Below are 20,903 nucleotides of genomic sequence, written 5' to 3' on the forward strand. Positions count from 1 at the left end.
TAATGGATAAAGCAATTATTACCTGTGCTGTTACGGGGGTGCTAACTGACCCTCAAAAATATCCAGTGCCAGTGACTGTCGCAGAAATGGCGGAGGCATGTAAAGGTGCCTATAACGCTGGGGCAGCTATTATGCATGTGCATTTTCGTTGTCAACAAATGGGAAAAGGTCACTTGCCCTCTTGGGAACCTGAAGTGGCTGCTGATATTATTGCTGCTATTCGCCAGGCATGTCCTGGCGTCATTATTAATATGAGTACAGGTGTCATAGGCAGTGATCTTAGTGGACCGATCAATTGTTTAAAAAAAATAAAGCCAGAAATTGCCGCTTGTAACGCAGGAACTTTAAATTACTTAAAAACCCGTCAAGATGGGAGTTGGGCTTGGCCACCGATGGTTTTTGATAATCCTGTCAGTAAAGTTCAGCAAATATTAGAGGTAATGACAGAAACAGAAACCATTCCTGAGTTTGAATGCTTTGATGTGGGGATCGTTAGGTCAATTGAGCTGTATGTGGAAAATGGTATTGCACCAGCAAAGCCGGATTATAATTTTGTCATGGGGGTGGCATCAGGTATGCCTACTGACCCAGCACTACTTGAACTGTTAGTGAATTATCGACTACCAGACACGCTATGGCAGGTGACGGCTATCGGACGTCAAGCTGTGTGGTCACTTCATCAAAAAGCTGCAGACTTGGGGGGCTCATTAAGAACGGGGCTTGAGGATACGTTCTATTTACCTAATGGCGAAAAGGCTCGCAATAATGCTGAGTTAATTGAAGCGTTAGTAGAATGTGCTCGGTTAGCTGGCAGGGACATTGCCTCACCCACTGATGCTCGTAAATTCATGGAGCTGAAAAGATAGACTTTAGATTATACTTGAAACCAACGCTTATATTTCAGCAGTAGAGTGGCACATAATGAAATATAAATTCGCTCAATTACTTCTACTAGGAATCTTTCTAACTTTATTTAAACCTGCTTTTTTATGGGCATGTATCAAAGAGGGCTATGTTGTTGGTTATAGTGAATTTTTCCCGTTTACCTATACTGCCAGTAGTGGTGAGGTAGTAGGACTGGATGCTGAATTAGTCAAAGCTGTATTTGAGCAGGCGGGTTGTACCTTTGATTTTGTCAATATGCCATGGTCTCGGATGATTAAAGGGCTAAAGCATGGTGTACCTGATGTGGTATTGGTTGCATCCAAAACTACAGAGCGCTCAATGTATGCCTATTTTTCATTACCTTATCGTAATGAACAAATGCGTTTTATGATTCGAAAAAACGAAGCACAACGCTGGCCTATCGAACGTTTGCAAGACGTAATTAAATTTAAAATGCGAACAGCAGTGGTGTTAGAAAATTGGTTTGGTAAAGAGTTTGCCAAATTGAAGGATAATAAGGAGTTTAAAAAATTAATTATTGGTGTAACAGAAGATGCAGATCGTTTTTCTATGTTGATGTCTTATCGTGTTGATGCTGTGTTACATGATAAGATTTATCTTATGTCTATGGCTGAAAAGCTTGATAAAAAAAGTGAGGTCAGTTTTTTGCCATTTGTTGTTAATGATGCACCAGTGCATTTCATGTTTAGTAAAAAAACAACTCCGCAAGAAGATCTGGCCATGATTAATCAAAAGCTAAATGAGTTTAAAAAAACAAAAAAATATAAAACACTCTATGGTGAAATGAAATCTCACTATCATGAGCCTTAATCGCAGTGCTTGGCATTAGATATGATTATTAAGCTGTTATTGTTGTTTCTTTTATCTTTACCTGTGTTGGTTACTGCCTCCATTGATGATAAAACAATTATATTTAATATGGGGGATAAGGAATATCCACCTTATATGTTTTTTGGTGAAAATGGTCAGCCTCAAGGGATTATGTATGATGTGCTACATGTGCTTGCCACTAAGCAAGAAGTTAAAATTATCCCTGTGAAAATGTCAAAACAACGTGTCAGGGTTAGTTTAGATAGTCGCAAACTGGATGCAACGCCAAGGGCGATTGAATGGGAAGCTAACCCTGAACATTATGTGTTTACTGATCCTATTGTGCTACAGCGAGATGTACTTTTTTCCTTACAGGAGCAGCCTGTTGAGTTTAATTATCTTGAAGAGCTGAAAAATCAAACGATTATTTTGAGGAAAAATTATATTTATCCGACGCTGGAAAACTTCATTAATAATAAAATAATACAAGTTGTCTATACAAATAGTGAAGAAAATATGCTTAATATGTTGAAACATAAGCGTGCCAGAGCTGCAGTTATATCAGAGCATGTTGGCTTATGGCTGCTTAAACAACAAAATATACGTAAAGAGTTCTATGTATCAGAAGGTGCTATTGATGAAGTAGCCTATCGCATCATGTTTACACAGTCATGGGTTGGGTTTGTACAAAGGTTCAATAAAGAGCTGGTTATGATGAAAAAGCAGGGAAAAGTTAAGGCGATTGTGGGCAAGTATATCGATATTCAATAAAGGGCACCTATCGAGTGTACCCAAAGCTAATAAAAGCCTTTTCCTTATTTATGTAAAATGGAAAAGGCATTTTAATTAAATAATGCTTAAGAAGACTCAATCGATCCCATTGCAGTTTGTAAGTAATTTTCCATACCTACTTTACCAATAAGATCTAATTGGGTCTCCAGCCAGTCGATATGTTCTTCTTCAGATTCGAGTATTTTTTCCAGTAACTCACGGCTTATATAATCTTGTACTGATTCGCAATAAGCAATGGCTTCTCTAAGTAAAGGGACAGCTTGCTTGGTTTCTAACTCCAAGTCACATTCCAGCATTTCTTTAGTATTTTCGCCAATTTTTAAACGGCCTAGGTCTTGCAGATTGGGTAAGCCTTCCAGAAATAGAATACGTTCAATAAGCCAATCAGCATGTTTCATTTCATCAATTGACTCGTGATACTCCTTTTCACCTAGCTCTTTTAGTCCCCAGTCTTTATACATACGGGCATGTAAGAAGTACTGATTGATGGCAACCAGTTCATTACCTAAGGCCTTGTTTAGGTATTCAATAACTTTCGGGTCGCCTTTCATTGGGTATTCCTCATCAGGTTTTTTAGTGACATTTGTTTGGTGCTATTTGGCTATGACAGTATGACAAGCGCCCCAGTGCGAGCACTGTATTTACTGAAGTATGGCGCTGGCAAGGATAGCTGTCAAATGTAACTCATTGATTTTAAAAGGAAAATATAATGATAATCAGTTGTTTTTGATAAGTGTTATCAGTCGTATTTAGGTTAGGACTTAATAGTGAGTCTTATTATGAAATAGAATAACAAGTCATAATGTATCTAATAGGGGTGGTTTTTAAGCTCAGAACTAGGGGGAGGTCGCTACAATACTTGTCTCTTGAGAAGCTGATAAACCATTGGGAAAGCTAACTGTAGTGGACACGAAAGGTCTTGATATTACTGGGTTATTATAGACGGTTGAGAAAAATAATTGGGCTAGTAGCCTAATTTGTTTGAGGATACAGCATTGTCGATATGACTCTGCTAGATGGTAAATAGGGTTAAAAGAGGCGGGGCAAACAAACCAATTAGGTAAGTGCTGGGTTGTCGTAAGTGCTTGTTATCGGTTAAACAGCAACTGCTGTAATCATATTAACAGGCTCAATATCAACTAAGGAGCTTTTAATGACTTGTTTGGCGTCTTTGACACATTTGCCGCACTGGGTTCCTACACAAAGCTCTTTGCGTATGTCTTTTAATGAGTTTGCACCATTATAAACTGCATTACGAATCTGATGACAGGTAACATTTTTGCAGATACATACATACATGGTGGTAACGCCCCTAACAAGCTAGATTAATTTGCTGACTAATTGCTTATCACTAAGGCTAATGGTAATGAGAATGATTGTCAATGCGGTAATGGTGAATTAGGCTTAAATTGGTCTTTGTTGTGATTGTAAGAGTAACCATTCAGTTTTTATGGTTTTTTACAACCTAATAAATTTCATCTATTAGGTTGTAAAAAAAATTCAATCATAAAAGCGGTGGGCTAAGTTGTGAATGCAGGTTATCATGTGCGCCAAAATTGTCGTGTGAATGGCAATTGGTAAGCTAACAAGTAACGATTCAATTAAGATACACAGTCTGAGTCTTGTGACAGCTAAAGTAAGCTACATATCTAGCTTATATAGGTTTTCTTAAGCCAATCGCTGTACACTACTGAGGTCTTAAGTTGACTGAATGAACTAGCAACTGCATAAATGGAGAGAAACATGGGCGTTTTAGTAGGCAAACGTGCTCCTGATTTTACTGTACCTGCCGTATTAGGAAATGGTGAAATTGTTGAAAACTTCACCTTGTCTGAAGCAATTAAAGGTAAATATGGCTTAATCTTTTTCTATCCACTTGACTTTACTTTCGTTTGTCCTTCTGAGCTGATTGCTTTAGATCACCGGATGGATGCGTTCAATGAGAGAGAGGTGGAAGTAATAGGTGTTTCTATCGACTCTCATTTTACCCATAATGCATGGCGTAATACATCAGTGGATAATGGTGGTATTGGTCAAGTGAAATATACCTTAGCTGCTGATATGAAGCACGAAATTGCTCAGGCTTATGACGTTGAGTCTGAAGGTGGTGTTGCATTCCGTGGAGCGTTCTTGATTGACAAAGAAGGTGTGGTCCGCTCACAAATCATCAATGATCTGCCGCTTGGCCGTAACATGGATGAGTTGATCCGTTTGGTTGATGCGTTGCAGTTCCACGAATCACATGGTGAAGTGTGCCCTGCTGGTTGGAAAAAAGGTGACAAAGGTATGCAAGCTTCTCCAGAAGGCGTAGCTAAGTACCTTAGCGAAAGTGCTGAAGAACTGTAATAGCTTACTCAGTTTATTGCATAAAAAAACCTGCCAATCGGCAGGTTTTTTTATGCAAACAATCAGACTTCGTCATTCGTAAAGTTGTTGGCAGACAAAGGCCAACCCCCCAGTTGTTTCCACTGGTTAACAATACAGCAAAATAGTTCGGCCGTTTTTCTGGCATCATAGGCTGCTGAATGAGCAGACTGGTTGCTGAACTCAATGCCTGCTAATTGGCAAGCTTTAGCCAGTACTGTATGACCAAAAGCAAGCCCGGCTAGAGTTGCGGTATCAAAGCAGGAAAATGGATGAAAGGGGTTACGCTTAAGGTTATTGCGGGTAGTGGCTTCATTAATAAAGCTTAAGTCAAATGTTGCATTATGGCCTACCAAGACTGCACGGGTACACTGCTGTTGTTTGAGCTCTTTGCGAATAGCCTTAAATATTTCTTTTAAGCTTTCTGCTTCCGCAACAGCCTTACGTTCGGGTGCAAAAGGGTCAATACCAGTGAACTCTAAAGCAGATAACTCAATATTGGCTCCAGGAAAAGGTGTTACCTGAAAAGCTATTTCTTTACCTGGCTGCAAGTTGCCATCTTTATTCATTTTGATTAGTACTGCCGCAACCTCCAATAAAGCATCGGTTTTAGCATTAAATCCTCCGGTTTCCACATCAATAATTACCGGTAAAAACCCCCTGAATCGGTTACTAATTAAGGGGTGTGGTTCAGTTATTTCTGTCACTATACAGCCTTAAGTGTTTAATAAATAATGCTAAAAGTAATAGCTATTTTTTGGCAATAACACGCCATTGAATCGTTTCATCTGCTCGTAGTGGAATCAATGGTTGATCACCCAATGTGAGCTGTGCTGGCACTTGCCAAGGGTTTTTTTCCAACGTAATCGTACGTTGGTTGCGAGGTAGACCATAAAAGTCTGGACCATACCAGCTGGCAAAGGGTTCCAATTTATCTAAGGCGTTGAGCTGCTCAAAGGCCTCTGCATAAAGCTCAATGGCCGCATAGGCCGTATAACAACCAGCACAGCCACAACTGTTTTCTTTGGCTTTTTGGGCATGGGGGGCAGAATCAGTACCCAAGAAAAACTTAGGGTTACCACTGGTTGCTGCGGCTTGTAATGCTTGTTGGTGGGTTTGTCGCTTAAGAATAGGTAAACAATAATAATGTGGCTTAATACCACCCACTAACATGTGGTTACGGTTATACAACAAATGGTGTGCAGTTATAGTGGCGGCAACCTGGTCAGATACTTCCTCCACGAATTTGACGGCATCTGCTGTGGTTATATGTTCAAGCACTACCTTAAGGGTCGGAAATTTTGCGACAATTTCGCTAAGATAGCGGTCGATAAACACTTTTTCACGGTCAAATACGTCAATTGCATTATCAGTGACTTCACCATGTACCAGCAGCGGCATGCCCGTTGCAGCCATCGCTTCTAACACTGGATAGATTTTTTTTATGTCAGTAACACCTGAGTCGGAGTTTGTTGTTGCACCTGCCGGATACAATTTAGCGGCATAAATATGCCCCGACTGCTTTGCCTCATGAATAGTATCAGGAGATGTATTATCAGTGAGGTATAGGGTCATTAATGGTTGCCAGGTTCGATCAGCGGGCATTGCTCTTACAATCCGCTGCCGATAAGCAAGGGCTTGATCAGTAGTGGTTATGGGAGGGACCAAGTTAGGCATCACAATGGCGCGCCCAAAATAGCGGCTAACATCGCTCACAGTGGTTGGTAAAGCAGCATTATCTCGTAAGTGAATATGCCAATCATCAGGCTGGGTAATGGTTAACGTGGTTGTCATCTGGGCTTTCCAGGTTGTTGGTCTGCGAACAGGGAGGCATCTTACCCAAAGGGGCATCACCTGGCTACCGGTTATCTTAAGGGTGTCATTTATTTACGATGTGTAGAAAGTAAATAGATGTGTAGAAAGTAAATATAGGCCCGATATGACATGACAGGGTATTTGGGTGAAGCATGAGTTTCAAGATTGTTAGTCACTGGCCGATAAGCTAAGTGATGCACCTTTAATAGGCTGAATCATTAGTGTAAGCAAAACTGTGTTATCAAAGGGGCTACTATGTTATTGGGGAAACAATGGCGAAGCCTTTGCTTTATGGCTTGGTGGTTAGCAGTTGTAGGGAGCTGGAGTAGTGATCAAACAATCGCAGCTACCTTTAGGGCTCCTTTGGATAATACCCAGTGGCAACTAGAAGAGTCGATTTTTGAGTGTACTTTAATTCAAGATATTCCCCGGTATGGTAAAGCGGTATTTCGTCATCGGGCCGGTGAGCGGGTAGGCTTTAAACTGGTGAGTTGGAACAGGCCAATGCAGCAGGGAGATGCAGATCTTGGGGTAATAGCTCCTGCCTGGCGGTTTGATCAACGCTCAAAAGCTAAAGGTAAAGTACCTGTTTTAGGCTCTAAAGAGCCTGTTGTACTAGCTGGTGATTTACCCAGTTGGATGATTGGTCAGTTGGCGCAAGGTATGTACCCTTCGTTTGCCAATATGTCTTGGTATGGTGGCAATTTAGCCGAAAAAATTACGGTGGAAATCTCTGCTGTTAATTTTCAACAAGTTTATCCAAAATACATCAACTGTCTTTCTAGTTTGTTGCCTGTTAATTTTGATCAGATACAGCGTTCAGTTGTGTTTTTTGATACCAATAAAATCAACGTACCGAATAATAGCGAGCAACTGCTGGATAATATTGCCATCTATATCAAAGCCGATTCTTCAGTAAAAGCTATGTATATTGATGGTCATACTGATGCCTTGGGGCGACGCTTATCAAACCGAGAGTTATCGAAACAGCGTGCTGAGTCGATACGTGATTATCTTGAAAAGAAAGGTGTTCCTGCTGAAATGATTGTCATGCGATTTCATGGAGAGCGTTACCCTGTGGCAAAAAACAATACCGCAGAGAATCGGGCCCGAAACCGTCGGGTGACCATCCGGCTTGATAAAGAGCCAATAAAAACTCAAGCAGAAAATAAAGGGCTACCTGAAGAAACAAGTGAGCAACCTAAGCCTAATAACTCTTAACCTAAATGGAATACTCAACCAGGCTAGGCTGCAACATGCAAATTGGACAGCAGGCGTCGACTAACTTCTTGTTGGCTGTAGTGGTCACGTTGTACGGCATATAACGATGAGTTGACTTCCTGACGGTCAAATAACCAACGAACAACAGCAATTTCGTTACTAGGTAAGTAATGGTTTGTGGGGTGAAAAGCACATTCAATGAAGCTGGATGGTTCTACATAAGGTGCAATAGGAACCAGTAAATCATCTATATCACCTTCAGGAGTACTGATCAACTCTATGCTATTTAAGTCACCTGCCTGATTAAAGGCAACAGAGAAATTAAAGCTACTGAATTCAGTCATAACAAACGCATAGATATTATCAGGTGATATATCTTGAGGGTGGTAGCAAAGGGCTTCTAGCAGTGGTTGAAACTGTTCTTGTTTGATTGAAAACTGCGCACTGTGGTGCCACAGTACTTCCCCCATTGTTAGTCTCTCCTCTAATACTAGTTTGTTTGCTGGTTTCATTTCATAAAGTAACGGTAACAGTTGCACATTGCTCCCTTATTATTGGGTATGCAGTTATTTTTTAGTTTTCGTTGCTATTCGTTAATGGCTTTTTTGAGGGAGCTATTTTTTTGGAAAATAGTTTTTATTACAACCGCTGATTATAGCTATAAAATTTAATTTATCAGCGCATTCCTCAACAAAGACAACAATTGTCATATAAGATTGTGTTTATGTTATTTAGTTCCCATTAAAAAAGTGATGGAAGAGTACCTATGTATAACTGAAGGGTTAGTCAAATCAGTTTGACTTAACTGTATGTATTCACAGTGTTTTAACGAGATAGTAACCAAAGACAATAATTTGTTTCTATTAGTTATTCTGTTGGTAATAATTAACGGGCTGTTAAGGTAACTGTTACCTTAATTGAGGGTGTTGCAATAGGTCAGGAGCGCAGCAAAGACAAGGCAACATCGGTGAAAAGGCGGAGATGATAGCTAATAAATGAGCATTTTGAGCCAATTTTTAACGCGGTATTTGCAAGCGTAGTTGTTTTGATACTGCCTCAGTTAGGGTTGGTAAGACTGGCATTGCAGTATAAGATAATGAGCTTGTTTAATTGTATTACTACGCTTGTCTTAGGTTGTAATAATATATTGAGCTGTTGCTTGAGTATTAGCTATTTGTATACCCAAAGCGAATGGTTTTTAGGGGCGGTCGTCGAGTGATGAGGCCCCATGAGTTTATGTGTTTATAAATGATTGGGGTGAAGGCAGTTAAATGCTCCTGCATAAACTGCATTTCCACCATTCTTGGTGGTTAGCGACGACAACAAACCCTAAAAATCATTCGGGAAGGGTATAGACGCTTGGGGAATTCGTCGGAGCATTTTTAAATGAAGCAAGTGAATAAAGTTGTTTTAGCCTATTCGGGTGGGCTGGATACTTCAGTAATTGCTAAGTGGTTGGAAGAAACCTACCGCTGTGAAGTAGTTACTTTTACCGCTGACTTAGGGCAAGGGGAAGAGGTTGAGCCTGCTAGAGCCAAAGCGGAAGCATTGGGAATAAAGGAGGTTTTTATTGAAGACTTACGCGAGGAGTTTACCCGAGACTTTGTGTTTCCGATGTTTCGTGCGAATACCATCTATGAAGGGGAGTACTTGCTAGGTACATCCATTGCACGGCCATTAATTGCCAAACGGTTGGTGGAAATAGCCAATGAAACAGGGGCAGATGCGATATCTCATGGTGCGACTGGTAAAGGTAATGACCAAGTTCGCTTTGAGTTGGGTGCTTACGCATTGAAACCTGGTATTGAAGTAATTGCCCCATGGCGTGAGTGGGACCTGAGTTCACGAGAAAGCTTATTAGCCTACTGTGAAAAGCATAATATTGTTGTAGAAAAGAAAAAGGGCAAATCCCCTTATTCAATGGATGCTAACTTACTGCATATATCTTATGAGGGTGGAATTCTAGAAGACCCTTGGGCAGAGCCAGAAGAAGACATGTGGCGTTGGTCTGTTTCTCCAGAGCAGGCTCCTGATAAGTCCACTTACATTGATTTGAGTTATCAAAAAGGGGACATTGTTGCCATTGATGGCAAGCCCATGACTCCAGCTGAAGTACTCGCTCACTTAAATAAAGTGGGGGGGGATAATGGTATTGGTCGCTTGGATATTGTTGAAAACCGTTATGTTGGTATGAAATCCCGTGGCTGCTATGAAACGCCCGGTGGCACTATCATGTTAAAAGCCCATCGTGCCATTGAGTCTATTACGTTAGATCGGGAAGTAGCCCATTTAAAAGATGAGTTAATGCCTCGTTATGCCAATTTAATTTATAACGGCTATTGGTGGTCGCCTGAGCGTGAAATGCTTCAGCAAATGATTGATCAATCGCAATTACCTGTTAACGGCAAAGTAAGACTGAAGCTGTATAAAGGTAATGTTACTGTTGTTGGTCGCCAATCTGATAATAGTTTGTTTGATGAAAATATTGCCACTTTTGAAGATGATGCAGGGGCTTATGATCAGGCCGATGCAGCAGGCTTTATCAAACTAAATGCACTGCGGTTGAAAATTGCTGCCAGTAAAGGGCGCAGCTTGTTATAACTGTATCAAACTCGTTGCTAATTAATTAGCAACGAGTTTGTCTTGAGTTTTTAACCTTCTAAACCTTTACCGGCTTGTTTCTTATTAATTAACTCCAGCAAATAGCCGTCCGGGTCTTTAACAAAAGCAATTTCTGTGGTGCCTCCTTTGACAGGGCCTGGCTCACGGGTAATAGTACCACCCGCCTCACGTATTTTCTCACAAGTGTCGTATAGATCTTCAGTTTCAATGGCTATATGGCCAAAGGCATTACCTAAATCGTACTGGTTCGTATCCCAGTTGTAGGTCAGTTCAATGACGGCACCTTCTGTTTCATTCTGATAGCCAACAAACGCTAGAGTATACTGATATTGCTGGTTTTCAGATTTACGTAACAACTTCATCCCCATCACTTGGGTATAAAAATGCACGGCCCGATCTAAGTCAGCAACACGCAACATGGTGTGTAAAATACGCATAGGCTAATCGTTCCTGTTTTGGTTTTATTCTAGTTATGACATTTGTTGCAGAGCTGCGATACGTTTTTCCAGAGGGGGATGGCTTGCAAAAAGTGCTTGTACATGCCCAGCATTAATTGCAAATGCAGCCATTTCATCAGGTATTTTGGGGGCATCTTGAGCAGACTGAAGCCGTTGTAAGGCACTGATCATTTTATTTCGACCTGCTAATGAGGCGCCTCCTGCATCTGCTCGAAATTCCCGCCAGCGGGAAAACCACATAACAATGGCCATTGCTAGGATGCCGAGTATTACTTGAGCAATGAGAGATACAATCCAAAAAGCAGGTCCATGGCCCCGTTCAACTTTGAATACAAGGCGGTCAACTAAGAATCCAATGACGCGTGACAAAAAGACGACAAATGTGTTCATTACCCCTTGGATCAGGGTTAGGGTAACCATATCCCCATTAGCTACATGGCTGATTTCATGGCCTAAGACTGCCTCAACTTCATCTTGATTCATATGTTCCAGTAAGCCTGTACTGACTGCTACTAGTGCTGCATTTTTATTCCAGCCAGTGGCAAAGGCATTAGGAGAAGGGTGGTTGAATACGCCAACTTCTGGCATTGAAATCCCTGCGCGGCTGGCTTGTTGTTGTACTGTATTTAATAACCACTGCTCAGCTGAGTTGGTGGGCTGGTCAATGATTTGAACTCCCATGCTTCTTTTTGCTAGGGTTTTTGATAGAAACAATGAGATAAAAGATCCTGAGAAGCCAATAACGGCAGAGTAGATAAGTAGTGCAGTCAGATTTAAATCAACGCCATTTTGCTGCAACAAGCCTTCAATCCCAAGTACTTGGAATGTGATGCTGAGTAACACCAGAATGGCTAAATTGGTGCCAATAAATAAAGCGATTCTTAACATAGTGGCCTCCGCAAGTGGTTAGTGTAAATAAGTGGTATTTACAGGATGCACCACCAGTCGTTGGATCTGATTACTATCATTTATTGAGGCTTTTGGTAGATTCTTCAAGGTGAAAATTAAAAGAAAGCATAGCCTAGCAATGATAAGGATAAAAGCTGAAAGGGTGAGTAAATAACCAGCTGCTAATAAAAAAACAACTGGTTATTTGAGTATGTATTTGCAGTATATAAATGGTTAGTTTGTTTTTACTTGTTGACCTTCAATAGAAGCGCTTTTTAAGTAAATATCATACTGCTTACTATCTTCAATCTGTTGTAGTCGGACCAGTAGGTAGTCCCAATCTTTAGCAAACCAAATCAGGGTTTGGCGATCAGAGTCATCTTCACGAATACGCTCGACTTTAATTGCTTTGACAGGGCCCACAGGGGTCTCTATTGTTTCTTCGCCAACGCGCTTAAATTTGTATGTCTTAAGCTCGTCATCGTCTGCAATGGTGTAGTTTAGCTCTTTTTTGTTGTTAATCAGGTCTTGCCGAAGCTGAAATTGATAACTGATTTTATCCAGTGTGCCTGAAGAGATTGCAAAAGGCTTTACATCATCATCAGCGATGTTATGTGCCTGCTTGTTAGTCCAGTCAAACTTAAGGTTGATCTCTTTGTTTTTGGCTAAGCCGCCGCGCCTAAAGTGATAGCTGATAGGTTTTACCTGTTGTTTGTCATCAAGCATGAAGGCTGAGCTTTCATTAAGGTTTACCAGTACGATATCTGCATTAAAGCTGAGCTGGTAAGTACCGTCTTTGCTTACACTGAGCTCACGAGTGGCACTGCCTTTTACGGGGATGCTGGATGCTTTGGCACCATAAGAGGCTTTAAACGGTTTGATTGTGGCAGCATTAACCCCGCTAACTGCACTTACCAGGTATAAAACACTCGCTGCGATTGCTAGAACGCCTTTTTTCATCATAAGCGATAGTAATCCATTTAATTGTTAGCTTGTTTAGTTCCAGTCAAACGGGTTATGTGTAACGTGATGGCCTGCGATACATGCATTTTTATCAAACAAGTTGTTTATTTATGTATTTGCCCATCACTCGTTATCATCGTCTGACAGTCGCTTTCCTGTAGGAGGTAACAGTTCTCCCATTAGGAACGCCTTATTGTCCTCCATTTTTAATTTACCTTCCGCGAACCAGGCGACTGCTTGGGGGTAAATTTTGTGTTCTTTTTGCTGAACTTTTTCCATTAAGCTGGCTTCAGTATCCATCTTGACTACTGGAACAATAGCTTGAATCACATTAGGTCCACCGTCGAGCTCTTCTGTTACAAAGTGAACTGTTGCACCATGCTCTTTATCACCCGCCTCAAGTGCCCGCCGATGAGTATGTAAGCCTCGGTATTTTGGTAACAATGAAGGATGGATGTTTAACATACGGCCTGTATAGTATTTGGTAAATGCTGGGGTAAGAATTCTCATAAACCCCGCTAATATAACCAGATCTGGTTGGTAGCGGTCTATGGTGGCCATTAATGCTGTGTCAAATGTGTCCCTGTCAGCAAACTGAGTATGGTCAACAACCTCAGTGGGAATATTGGCATTGGTGGCACGGGTTAAACCATAGGCTGAGGCAATATTACTTATAACGCCAGTGATATTGATATTAATTGCTGTAGCCTGATCAATGAGTGCTTGTAAGTTGCTACCACTGCCAGAGATGACAACAACAACATTAATAGGCTTTTTCGTCATGATTAGGTTCCTGGTAGCTTTAATAGCAGCGCTTTTAATATTTTTTTAAAAGCGCTTATTGAAGGTTTTAGAGTAGCGAAGTGGTTAACCCTGCATATTAACGGCAGGTGAGTCACTATTAGCTTTTTCACTAATGGTCCCCAGCTGCCAGACCGTTTCACCTGCTTGCTGTAATTGTTTGATGGCTTTTTCTGCTGCTGCTTGTGGTACACAAATAACCATGCCAACACCACAGTTAAAAGTACGGTACATTTCAGCTTGTTCGATATTGCCCGCTTGTTGTAGCCAGTTAAATACAGCAGGCATGGTCCAGCTGTTGGTATCGATATTAGCTTGTAAATGGTCAGGTAATACACGTGGAATATTTTCAGTAAAGCCGCCACCAGTGATATGAGAAAGGGCGTGCACTGGCATCGTTTTCATTAGCTCAAGCAGGGGTTTAACATAAATACGGGTTGGAGCAAGTAAGGCATCAGCCAAACTAATACCATCAATTGTCTGGGATAAGTCGGCATCTGTTACTTCAATAATCTTGCGAATTAATGAATAGCCGTTAGAGTGTGGTCCTGAAGAGGCTAGACCAATTAATACATCGCCTGCTGAGACTTTGCTGCCATCAATAATTTCACTTTTTTCGACGATGCCTACACAAAAGCCTGCCAAATCGTAGTCTTCGCCTTCGTACATGCCTGGCATTTCAGCTGTTTCTCCACCGACCAGTGCACAGCCAGACAACTCACAACCTTGACCAATACCAGTGACGACATCTGTTGCAACATCTACATTCAGTTGACCTGTTGCATAATAGTCTAAAAAGAATAGTGGTTCTGCACCAGCAACCACTAAGTCATTGACACACATGGCTACCAAGTCAATACCGATAGTGTCATGTTTTTGTAGATCCATCGCTAGTCTGAGCTTAGTGCCTACACCGTCAGTGCCTGAAACCAATACAGGTTCGCGGTAGCCGGTGGGTAATTCAAATAGGGCACCAAAACCACCTAGACCCGCGAGCACCCCAGGGCGGCTGGTTCGTTTTGCCACAGACTTGATGCGCTCTACCAACGCGTTACCTGCATCAATATCGACACCGGCGTCTTTGTAACTGAGGGATTTGGCATTGCTTGATGAAGCGTTGTGCTGGGTCATGGGTACCCCTAACTTGTAGTAAACAGTTGATTCCGCTGCAATCAGGGTAGTATTTCCGGAATGAAACCGTTAATTTAATGGCCTGTTGCAGAGGTTAAACAGTCAATACACAATTTTAAATGGAATATGAAAAACGTTGGACTAGGTAAAACCAAGTGGCTTACTTATAGTCTGATGAATGATAATTCACTGTTTTTCATGGCCCTATTTGAGCTGCGGTATTCTAGCAGCTGTTAACCTATCAAGCCATGTTTGTTGGAGGTTTGATTTAGGTAAGTATTTGGGTATTGGCAGGTCGTTACTTAAGGCAAGGACCATTAGATGAAATTTATACAACAATTGCTTTTGAGTTGTTTGGTAAGCATTTGCTTAATTCAACAAGGGGTTGCGGAAGTAGACCGAAAACTATATGAGGCAGTAGTACCATTGGCTGATGAGACAGAAGCTGCTCAACAACAAGCAATTCAAGCTGCTTTCAAGCAAGTGGTTACTATGGTAACTGGCAGTGAGGAGGTGCTTAATCACCCTGAAATTCAAGCTGCAATGGCAGAGGCAAGCCGCTATGTTTTGAAATATGGTGAGCAAAGGCAAGTCAGCGAGAGTGAGCAAACACCATTAAAACAGTTGGCGGTTAGTTTTGATCCAAGCGCTGTACGACAGTTGTTAAAAAAAAATGGCTTTAATGCCTGGGACCAGCAGCGGGAAGAAACCTTGGTTTGGCTGATTGAAGAAAAAGCAGGTGGAAAAAGGCAAATTTTCTCCTCTGAAGATGATGCGGATAGTACAGTAGCTGCCCTGAAAAATCAGGCAAGCCAAAGCCGTATTCCACTGATTTTTCCTATTATGGATTTTGAAGACAGTGCCTCACTCTCTGAAGTGGATGCCTGGGGGCTGTTTTCTGATGTGATTAATAAGGCTTCAAGCCGCTATCAAGCCAAGTCTGTATTAGCTGGCCGGCTTTATGCCTCTGGCGCTAATCAATACAGTGGTCGTTGGGTATTACTGCTTCAAGGTCAACAATATGTTGAAGATTTAACAAAGGTTTCTTTACCAGACTTTATGCAAACAGGTATTAAACTTGTGACGGGTAAACTATCCGGTACACATGTTCAACAGCCAGTTGATCAGAGTGCTCCCAGTGTAACCAGTGGCGGTGTGCAATTGATCGTGCAAGGGGTGCAAGGACTAACGGCTTATGCATCTGTAAGCAAATTTTTGGAAAAACTTGCTGTTGTTGAAGAGGCTAGTTTATTAGAAGTAACAGAGTCTCAAGCTAGCTTTGAGCTAGTGTTAAAAGGAGATGTTACTGCTTTACAAAATGAGCTGGAGGCTAGTGGCTATATGCAGTTAATTGATGTAACACAGGGCACAGCTAACAATACTTCACAACAACTGGTATATCAATGGCTGAAAGATTAGTGGTAGCTCTCTGCCTCTTCAAGAGCGGAGGAAATAGGTTTATTTCGGGCACTATACTTATTCTGAGTGAACAGGTGTAGCTAGAAGAGGTTATTGTATCAAGTTTCCATTGCTGCTTGTGTTGAATTTCACAAAAACGCCCTTATAGTAGCAAGCTGATGTTGCACCTTAATTTTGACCAGGAAAAGCCGAAAGTTTTACTTGTAAACAGGCTTTGAATGACCCTAACAGTAATTGTAGGCACCATATTTAGTGGTATAGCTATATGTAAACAAAAGGCGTTTACATTGATATCACTAGTCTACTGTTTCATGAGTCCTGCTTTGAATTTAAGTTATATTCCAAACGTGCTTACAGTGATTAGGCTGCTGCTGGTTATACCAGTAGCCCTGGCACTGTGGTGGAGAGCATATCAGCTGGCATTTGCCCTGTTTGTTGTAGCTGGGTTGTCAGATGGTTTGGATGGTTTTCTGGCACGGCGCTTTAACTGGCATTCTCGATTTGGTGCAATGGTAGATCCTCTGGCTGACAAGCTGTTGCTAGTAGTCACTTATATTGTATTAACACTAACGGCAGTTATTCCCTGGTGGCTAACCGCAGTGATTTTGAGCAGAGACATTATTATTGTCAGTGGTGCCATAGCCTATCACCACCTAGTTGGCCCTTATGACTTTAAGCCTACTATGCTTGGAAAACTCAGTACCTTTTGCCAAATACTTTTGGCGGTTTTGTTAATTATTCATTTGGCGATGCTCATCAATCTCTCTGCTTGGTTAACAGATAGTCTCATGCTACTCACGCTGACAGTGACTATATTAAGTGGAGCTGATTACGTTTGGGTGTGGGGGCGTCAGTATTTAAGGGAGCGGGCCAAAGTATGATTTCAGACTCTCAGCGTTGGTTTATTTTAGGGGTGCTGCTGATTGTTGTAGCTTTAATTTATTTATTAAAGCCTATTCTTCCACCCTTTTTAGTTGGTGTAGTACTAGCTTACTTAGGTGATCCTATAGCAGATAGGCTGGAAGCGAAAGGCATGAGTCGAACCTGGGCGGTAACGACGGTATTTGTCGCATTGTCGCTGGTTGGTTTTTTATTACTGTTAATTTTGTTGCCGCAGCTGATTTTGCAAATTAAAGCTTTGATTCAGCATTTACCGATTTGGCAGCAATGGATACAAATCAATGTTATTCCTATCTTACATACGAAGCTTGGCATTGACCCTTCAGCTTTTAAGTTAGATACCATTACCCAACATATTACGGCTACCTGGCGTGATACAGGTAGTTTTTTAACACCAATCATTAAGTCTGCGACTGCATCAGGTGTGGCGATTGTCACAGCCTTGGCTAATTTGTTTTTAGTACCCGTTGTAACATTTTACTTGTTGCGTGACTGGGACATTATGATGGCTAAAATTAGCAGCTTATTACCTCGTAGCATAGAGCCGGTAGTCAGGCAGCTAGCAATTGAGTGTGATGAAGTGCTGGGTGCTTTTCTTAAAGGACAGTTAGTCGTTATGCTATGTTTGGGGCTGATATACTCTACAGGCTTGTGGATCGTTGGTTTGCAGTTTGCCGTCATTATTGGTCTTATTGCTGGGTTAGCGAGTATCGTGCCTTATATGGGATTTGCCATTGGCATTGGTTCTGCGTTAATAGCAGCGGCATTCCAATTTGATAGTACACTACCTTTTGTTGGGGTGGTGGTTGTTTTTACAGTGGGTCAAATTTTGGAAGGGGTGGTACTGACACCTTTATTAGTTGGTGATCGAATTGGGTTGCACCCAGTAGCGGTTATTTTTGCTATTTTAGCGGGTGGTCAGCTATTTGGGTTTGTTGGTGTCTTGATTGCTCTTCCTGTGGCGGCGATTATTATGGTGTTATTACGCCACCTCCATGATATTTATAAATTAAGTGATTTATACCATACTGCGCCGGAGCCTATACAACAAGATGATTGAAAAACGGTATGAGCTTGCCTGTACAACTCCCGCTGGGTATTTATTTACGAGATGATGCGACTTTTGCCAACTTTTACGCTGTTGGTAATGAAGCAGTCGTCGCGGCAATAGACCTAGAACAAACGAGTCTGGACGATATGGAGCCGGTGGTGTTTCTATATGGTCCCGATGGAGTAGGTTGTACCCATTTGTTGCAGGCTGCTTGCCACCAGGCTGATAGTGCTAAGATGAGTAGTGTTTATCTACCATTGTCTGAATTGCTGGATTGCGATACGGCACTACTTGAAGGATTGGAAACTCTCGACTTAGTTTGTATAGACGAACTGGAAGTTATTGCAGGTAATCCCACCTGGGAAGAAGCGTTATTTCACTTATTTAATCGTATTCGCCAGACAGATAGTCGTCTTATTTTGGGCGCCACTCAACAGCCCAATTACTTACCCATTCAGTTAGCGGACTTTAAGTCACGACTTAACTGGGGACTAGTATTAAAAATCAGTGGGCTCACTGATAAAGATAAAGTAGGTGTATTGATGCTACGGGCTCAGCAACGAGGGCTTGAGCTAACAGAAGAAGTAGCTCGGTATATTATTTATCGCTCACCCCGAGAAATGGTTAAGTTATTTGATGTGTTAAACCAACTGGACTCCGCTTCACTCTCTGCTAAAAGAAAGCTCACCATTCCTTTTGTTAAAGCCACTATGGAGTGGTAGAGTAGTATCTTGCTGAAAGTCAGTGGCATTACTATGGAAGTAATACCACTAAATATTGGCTTAACCGGCTTTTTTGTCTTTGTCACTGGTTTGTTTTTTAGACTTTTTAGTATCTTCCTGCTCTGTAGATTTAGCCTGGTTTTCTTGGCTGTTATTGTTTTTGCTTTGACTTTCCTGTTGCTTTGACTTGTCTTGCTGTTTTGGTGGTTCTGCTGATTCCTTGGCAGCCGGCTGCTGTTCTTCAGCAGATTCATCAGTATATAGCTCTATTTTTTTAGCCTTCATAGTATAACCTGCTTGGGCCAACTCTGTTTCAACGCCAGTAATACTTAATGTGCCGGTTACCCAAAAAGGATCATATAAAGCATCTGGGTTAAGCCCTTTTTCATGGATAACATGGACCACTTGGTTAGGTGGTGGTGGTGGCACATGTACACAGGCACCAAAGTAAGGCACGAGTAAGAACTCAGTAATCGAGCCATCGTCTTTCATATTAAGTGGTACAACATAACCCGGTATTTTTACTTCTTGTTTATCTAGCGAGACCACCACTGGGGCAGTAGCAGTACCTTTGGTTTTTTCCTGGGCTTGTTTGGTTAATGCTTCAGCTAGAGCATTAATATCTTTTGGTGCTTGCTCTTCCAAGAAGGCGTTACGCATATCTTCTGGTACTAAATCTTCCCATTGTAGGGTTTTTACATCTGCTAACGTGAGGGTAGATGAAAGCAATAACACTGCGCTCATTAGTGCAGTTTTAAAATCTAATGTAGCCATGTTAAGTCCTAATTGTCATTCCATCAGTTAATGAGTTTTTATAAGCACGCCAAGCTGGGAAAATTCCCATGAAAAAGCCACTTACAATTACAATACTCAGTAGTATTAACTCGTGCTGAGTAAGAAAACTAATTTGAATATGAATGCCATAAAGTTCCATGAAAATGGGTTGAGCAGCCGCCATTAGCCCATATAAAAAGCCAATACCAGTTAGACAACCTAAAGTAGCAGTCAACCCGGCTTCACTAATCATTAAACTAAAAATATGAAAAGGCCTGGCACCTACTGAGCGGAGAATAGCCATTTCGCGCCGACGCTCACTTAATGATGTTAAAATCGTGGTGAGCATACCAATCAAACCAGTAACTACTACAAACGCAGAAATAACCAGTAGGGCTTTTTCGGCAGTGCCAATTAATTGCCAGAGTTGAGTGATGGCAACACCGGGAATAATTGCTAGTAAGGGCTCTTGCTCAAACTCATTAACTTCGCGCTGCAACACAAAAGTGCCAATTTTACTTTTTAGGCCAAGTAAAAAAGCGGTAATGGTTTTTGGTTGTAAATCTAATTGGCGGGCTTGGTCTGGGGTAATAGATTTTGCTAGTGCAGATGGAGTACCGCGCTCCCAGCCTAAATGAATTGCCTCGATTGCTTCCAGGGAAACATGAATAGTTTGGTCAACAGGGGTGCCAGTAGGGGCTAAAATACCAGCAATTTCGAAAGGTTGGTTGTCATGTTTGACGAAGCTGGTTTTACCCGCACCATGGGCCAAAACCACTTTGTCTCCAAGCTTATAACCCAACTTTTTGGCGACTTCAGCACCAATCACTGCATCATATAAATCGTTGAACTGCTTACCTTGTGCTACATTTAGGGGCTGTTTATTGCCATAGCGATAAAACTCAAAATAAGTCTGATTGGTTCCCAGTACCCGATAGCCTTTGTGGGAGTCGCCAAGGGCAAAAGGAATACTCCACTTCACCATTTTGTGATTTGCAAAGTGCTGATAATTTTCCCAGGAAATATTATTGGTCGCATCGCCAATACGGAATACAGAGTACAACAGTAGCTGTACTGGCCCGGTGCGGGCGCCGACAATTAAATCGGTGCCTGAAATGGTACTGATAAAACCTCGCTTTGCTTCATGACGTATTTTTTCTACGCCTAGCAACAAAGTAACGCTGAGGCCTATCGCTAATACGGTGAGTGCTACGGTGACTTTACGGTTCAGCAAACTGTGCCAGGCAAGACTCATGACTGCCATTG

22 protein-coding genes are annotated in these 20,903 nt (G+C 41.6%); 10 read left to right on the top strand and 12 right to left on the bottom strand.

Annotated elements, in window-relative coordinates:
• Positions 1 to 2: 2 nt before the first annotated feature.
• Genes G4Y78_RS10275 through G4Y78_RS10285 form a run of 3 tightly spaced genes read left to right on the top strand, consistent with a single transcriptional unit; the run spans position 3 to position 2,487 of the window.
• Positions 3 to 866, top strand: a complete 864-nt coding sequence (locus G4Y78_RS10275) for a BKACE family enzyme (RefSeq protein WP_163832938.1) — start codon at positions 3 to 5, stop codon at positions 864 to 866.
• 55 nt (positions 867 to 921) lie between these two features.
• Complete coding sequence (locus tag G4Y78_RS10280; protein ID WP_163832939.1) at positions 922 to 1,716, top strand: substrate-binding periplasmic protein; 795 nt, start codon at positions 922 to 924, stop codon at positions 1,714 to 1,716.
• A gap of 21 nt (positions 1,717 to 1,737) precedes the next feature.
• On the top strand, positions 1,738 to 2,487 hold the full coding sequence (locus G4Y78_RS10285) for a substrate-binding periplasmic protein (protein WP_163832940.1): 750 nt from the start codon (positions 1,738 to 1,740) through the stop codon (positions 2,485 to 2,487).
• An 86-nt stretch (positions 2,488 to 2,573) separates the two neighbouring features.
• Here the strand turns inward: G4Y78_RS10285 and bfr are convergent, their stop codons facing one another.
• Positions 2,574 to 3,059, bottom strand: coding sequence for a bacterioferritin (bfr, locus tag G4Y78_RS10290; RefSeq protein WP_163832941.1), 486 nt, complete (start codon positions 3,057 to 3,059; stop codon positions 2,574 to 2,576).
• Positions 3,060 to 3,603: 544 nt separating this feature from the next.
• Entirely contained in the window at positions 3,604 to 3,807 is a 204-nt protein-coding gene (locus tag G4Y78_RS10295) for a (2Fe-2S)-binding protein (protein ID WP_163832942.1), read from the bottom strand.
• 444 nt (positions 3,808 to 4,251) lie between these two features.
• Between G4Y78_RS10295 and G4Y78_RS10300 the strand changes: the two genes are divergently transcribed.
• Positions 4,252 to 4,854 carry a peroxiredoxin gene (locus G4Y78_RS10300; protein WP_163832943.1) on the top strand — a complete coding sequence of 201 codons (603 nt, stop codon included), beginning with the start codon at positions 4,252 to 4,254 and terminating at the stop codon, positions 4,852 to 4,854.
• Between the two features lie 62 nt (positions 4,855 to 4,916).
• Here G4Y78_RS10300 and rnt read toward each other — a convergent pair whose 3' ends face one another.
• Both rnt and pyrC read right to left on the bottom strand, forming a co-directional pair.
• Positions 4,917 to 5,570 carry a ribonuclease T gene (gene rnt / locus G4Y78_RS10305; RefSeq protein ID WP_222937735.1) on the bottom strand — a complete coding sequence of 218 codons (654 nt, stop codon included), beginning with the start codon at positions 5,568 to 5,570 and terminating at the stop codon, positions 4,917 to 4,919.
• Between the two features lie 52 nt (positions 5,571 to 5,622).
• Positions 5,623 to 6,666, bottom strand: a complete 1,044-nt coding sequence (gene pyrC / locus G4Y78_RS10310) for a dihydroorotase (RefSeq protein WP_163832944.1) — start codon at positions 6,664 to 6,666, stop codon at positions 5,623 to 5,625.
• 312 nt (positions 6,667 to 6,978) lie between these two features.
• On the opposite strand from pyrC, the gene G4Y78_RS10315 reads away from it, so the two are divergent.
• Positions 6,979 to 7,908, top strand: coding sequence for a flagellar protein MotY (locus G4Y78_RS10315; protein ID WP_163832945.1), 930 nt, complete (start codon positions 6,979 to 6,981; stop codon positions 7,906 to 7,908).
• Positions 7,909 to 7,931: 23 nt separating this feature from the next.
• Here G4Y78_RS10315 and G4Y78_RS10320 read toward each other — a convergent pair whose 3' ends face one another.
• Positions 7,932 to 8,447: a hypothetical protein gene (locus tag G4Y78_RS10320; protein ID WP_163832946.1), complete on the bottom strand. Its 516-nt coding sequence runs from the start codon at positions 8,445 to 8,447 to the stop codon at positions 7,932 to 7,934.
• A gap of 847 nt (positions 8,448 to 9,294) precedes the next feature.
• Here G4Y78_RS10320 and G4Y78_RS10325 point away from each other — a divergent pair.
• Positions 9,295 to 10,509, top strand: a complete 1,215-nt coding sequence (locus tag G4Y78_RS10325) for an argininosuccinate synthase (RefSeq protein WP_163832947.1) — start codon at positions 9,295 to 9,297, stop codon at positions 10,507 to 10,509.
• A gap of 50 nt (positions 10,510 to 10,559) precedes the next feature.
• Here the strand turns inward: G4Y78_RS10325 and gloA are convergent, their stop codons facing one another.
• The 5 genes from gloA to purM form a co-directional block, all read right to left on the bottom strand.
• Complete coding sequence (gloA, locus tag G4Y78_RS10330; protein WP_163832948.1) at positions 10,560 to 10,967, bottom strand: lactoylglutathione lyase; 408 nt, start codon at positions 10,965 to 10,967, stop codon at positions 10,560 to 10,562.
• 33 nt (positions 10,968 to 11,000) lie between these two features.
• Positions 11,001 to 11,876 (bottom strand): protease HtpX, encoded by an 876-nt coding sequence (gene htpX / locus G4Y78_RS10335; protein ID WP_163832949.1) that lies wholly within the window; start codon positions 11,874 to 11,876, stop codon positions 11,001 to 11,003.
• A gap of 234 nt (positions 11,877 to 12,110) precedes the next feature.
• Positions 12,111 to 12,839, bottom strand: coding sequence for a DUF3108 domain-containing protein (locus tag G4Y78_RS10340; protein WP_163832950.1), 729 nt, complete (start codon positions 12,837 to 12,839; stop codon positions 12,111 to 12,113).
• A 123-nt stretch (positions 12,840 to 12,962) separates the two neighbouring features.
• Entirely contained in the window at positions 12,963 to 13,622 is a 660-nt protein-coding gene (purN, locus tag G4Y78_RS10345; protein WP_163832951.1) for a phosphoribosylglycinamide formyltransferase, read from the bottom strand.
• 84 nt (positions 13,623 to 13,706) lie between these two features.
• Positions 13,707 to 14,771 carry a phosphoribosylformylglycinamidine cyclo-ligase gene (purM, locus tag G4Y78_RS10350; RefSeq protein WP_163832952.1) on the bottom strand — a complete coding sequence of 355 codons (1,065 nt, stop codon included), beginning with the start codon at positions 14,769 to 14,771 and terminating at the stop codon, positions 13,707 to 13,709.
• Between the two features lie 321 nt (positions 14,772 to 15,092).
• On the opposite strand from purM, the gene G4Y78_RS10355 reads away from it, so the two are divergent.
• The 4 genes from G4Y78_RS10355 (at position 15,093) to hda (ending at position 18,863) form a co-directional block, all read left to right on the top strand.
• Positions 15,093 to 16,190: a DUF2066 domain-containing protein gene (locus G4Y78_RS10355; protein ID WP_163832953.1), complete on the top strand. Its 1,098-nt coding sequence runs from the start codon at positions 15,093 to 15,095 to the stop codon at positions 16,188 to 16,190.
• Positions 16,191 to 16,501: 311 nt separating this feature from the next.
• A complete protein-coding gene (locus tag G4Y78_RS10360) occupies positions 16,502 to 17,071 on the top strand; it encodes a CDP-alcohol phosphatidyltransferase family protein (protein ID WP_222937678.1) in 570 nt (189 codons plus the stop codon).
• Positions 17,068 to 18,150: an AI-2E family transporter gene (locus G4Y78_RS10365; protein WP_163832955.1), complete on the top strand. Its 1,083-nt coding sequence runs from the start codon at positions 17,068 to 17,070 to the stop codon at positions 18,148 to 18,150. The genes G4Y78_RS10360 and G4Y78_RS10365 overlap by 4 nt, the downstream gene beginning before the upstream one ends.
• A gap of 8 nt (positions 18,151 to 18,158) precedes the next feature.
• A complete protein-coding gene (hda, locus tag G4Y78_RS10370; RefSeq protein ID WP_163832956.1) occupies positions 18,159 to 18,863 on the top strand; it encodes a DnaA regulatory inactivator Hda in 705 nt (234 codons plus the stop codon).
• A 60-nt stretch (positions 18,864 to 18,923) separates the two neighbouring features.
• Here the strand turns inward: hda and G4Y78_RS10375 are convergent, their stop codons facing one another.
• Both G4Y78_RS10375 and G4Y78_RS10380 read right to left on the bottom strand, forming a co-directional pair.
• On the bottom strand, positions 18,924 to 19,637 hold the full coding sequence (locus tag G4Y78_RS10375; protein WP_163832957.1) for a DUF3299 domain-containing protein: 714 nt from the start codon (positions 19,635 to 19,637) through the stop codon (positions 18,924 to 18,926).
• Between the two features lies 1 nt (position 19,638).
• Positions 19,639 to 20,901 (bottom strand): ABC transporter permease, encoded by a 1,263-nt coding sequence (locus G4Y78_RS10380; RefSeq protein ID WP_163832958.1) that lies wholly within the window; start codon positions 20,899 to 20,901, stop codon positions 19,639 to 19,641.
• Positions 20,902 to 20,903: the final 2 nt, after the last annotated feature.

It is taken from the genome of Spartinivicinus ruber (assembly GCF_011009015.1).
In the GTDB taxonomy this organism is placed as follows: Bacteria; Pseudomonadota; Gammaproteobacteria; order Pseudomonadales; family Zooshikellaceae; genus Spartinivicinus; species Spartinivicinus ruber.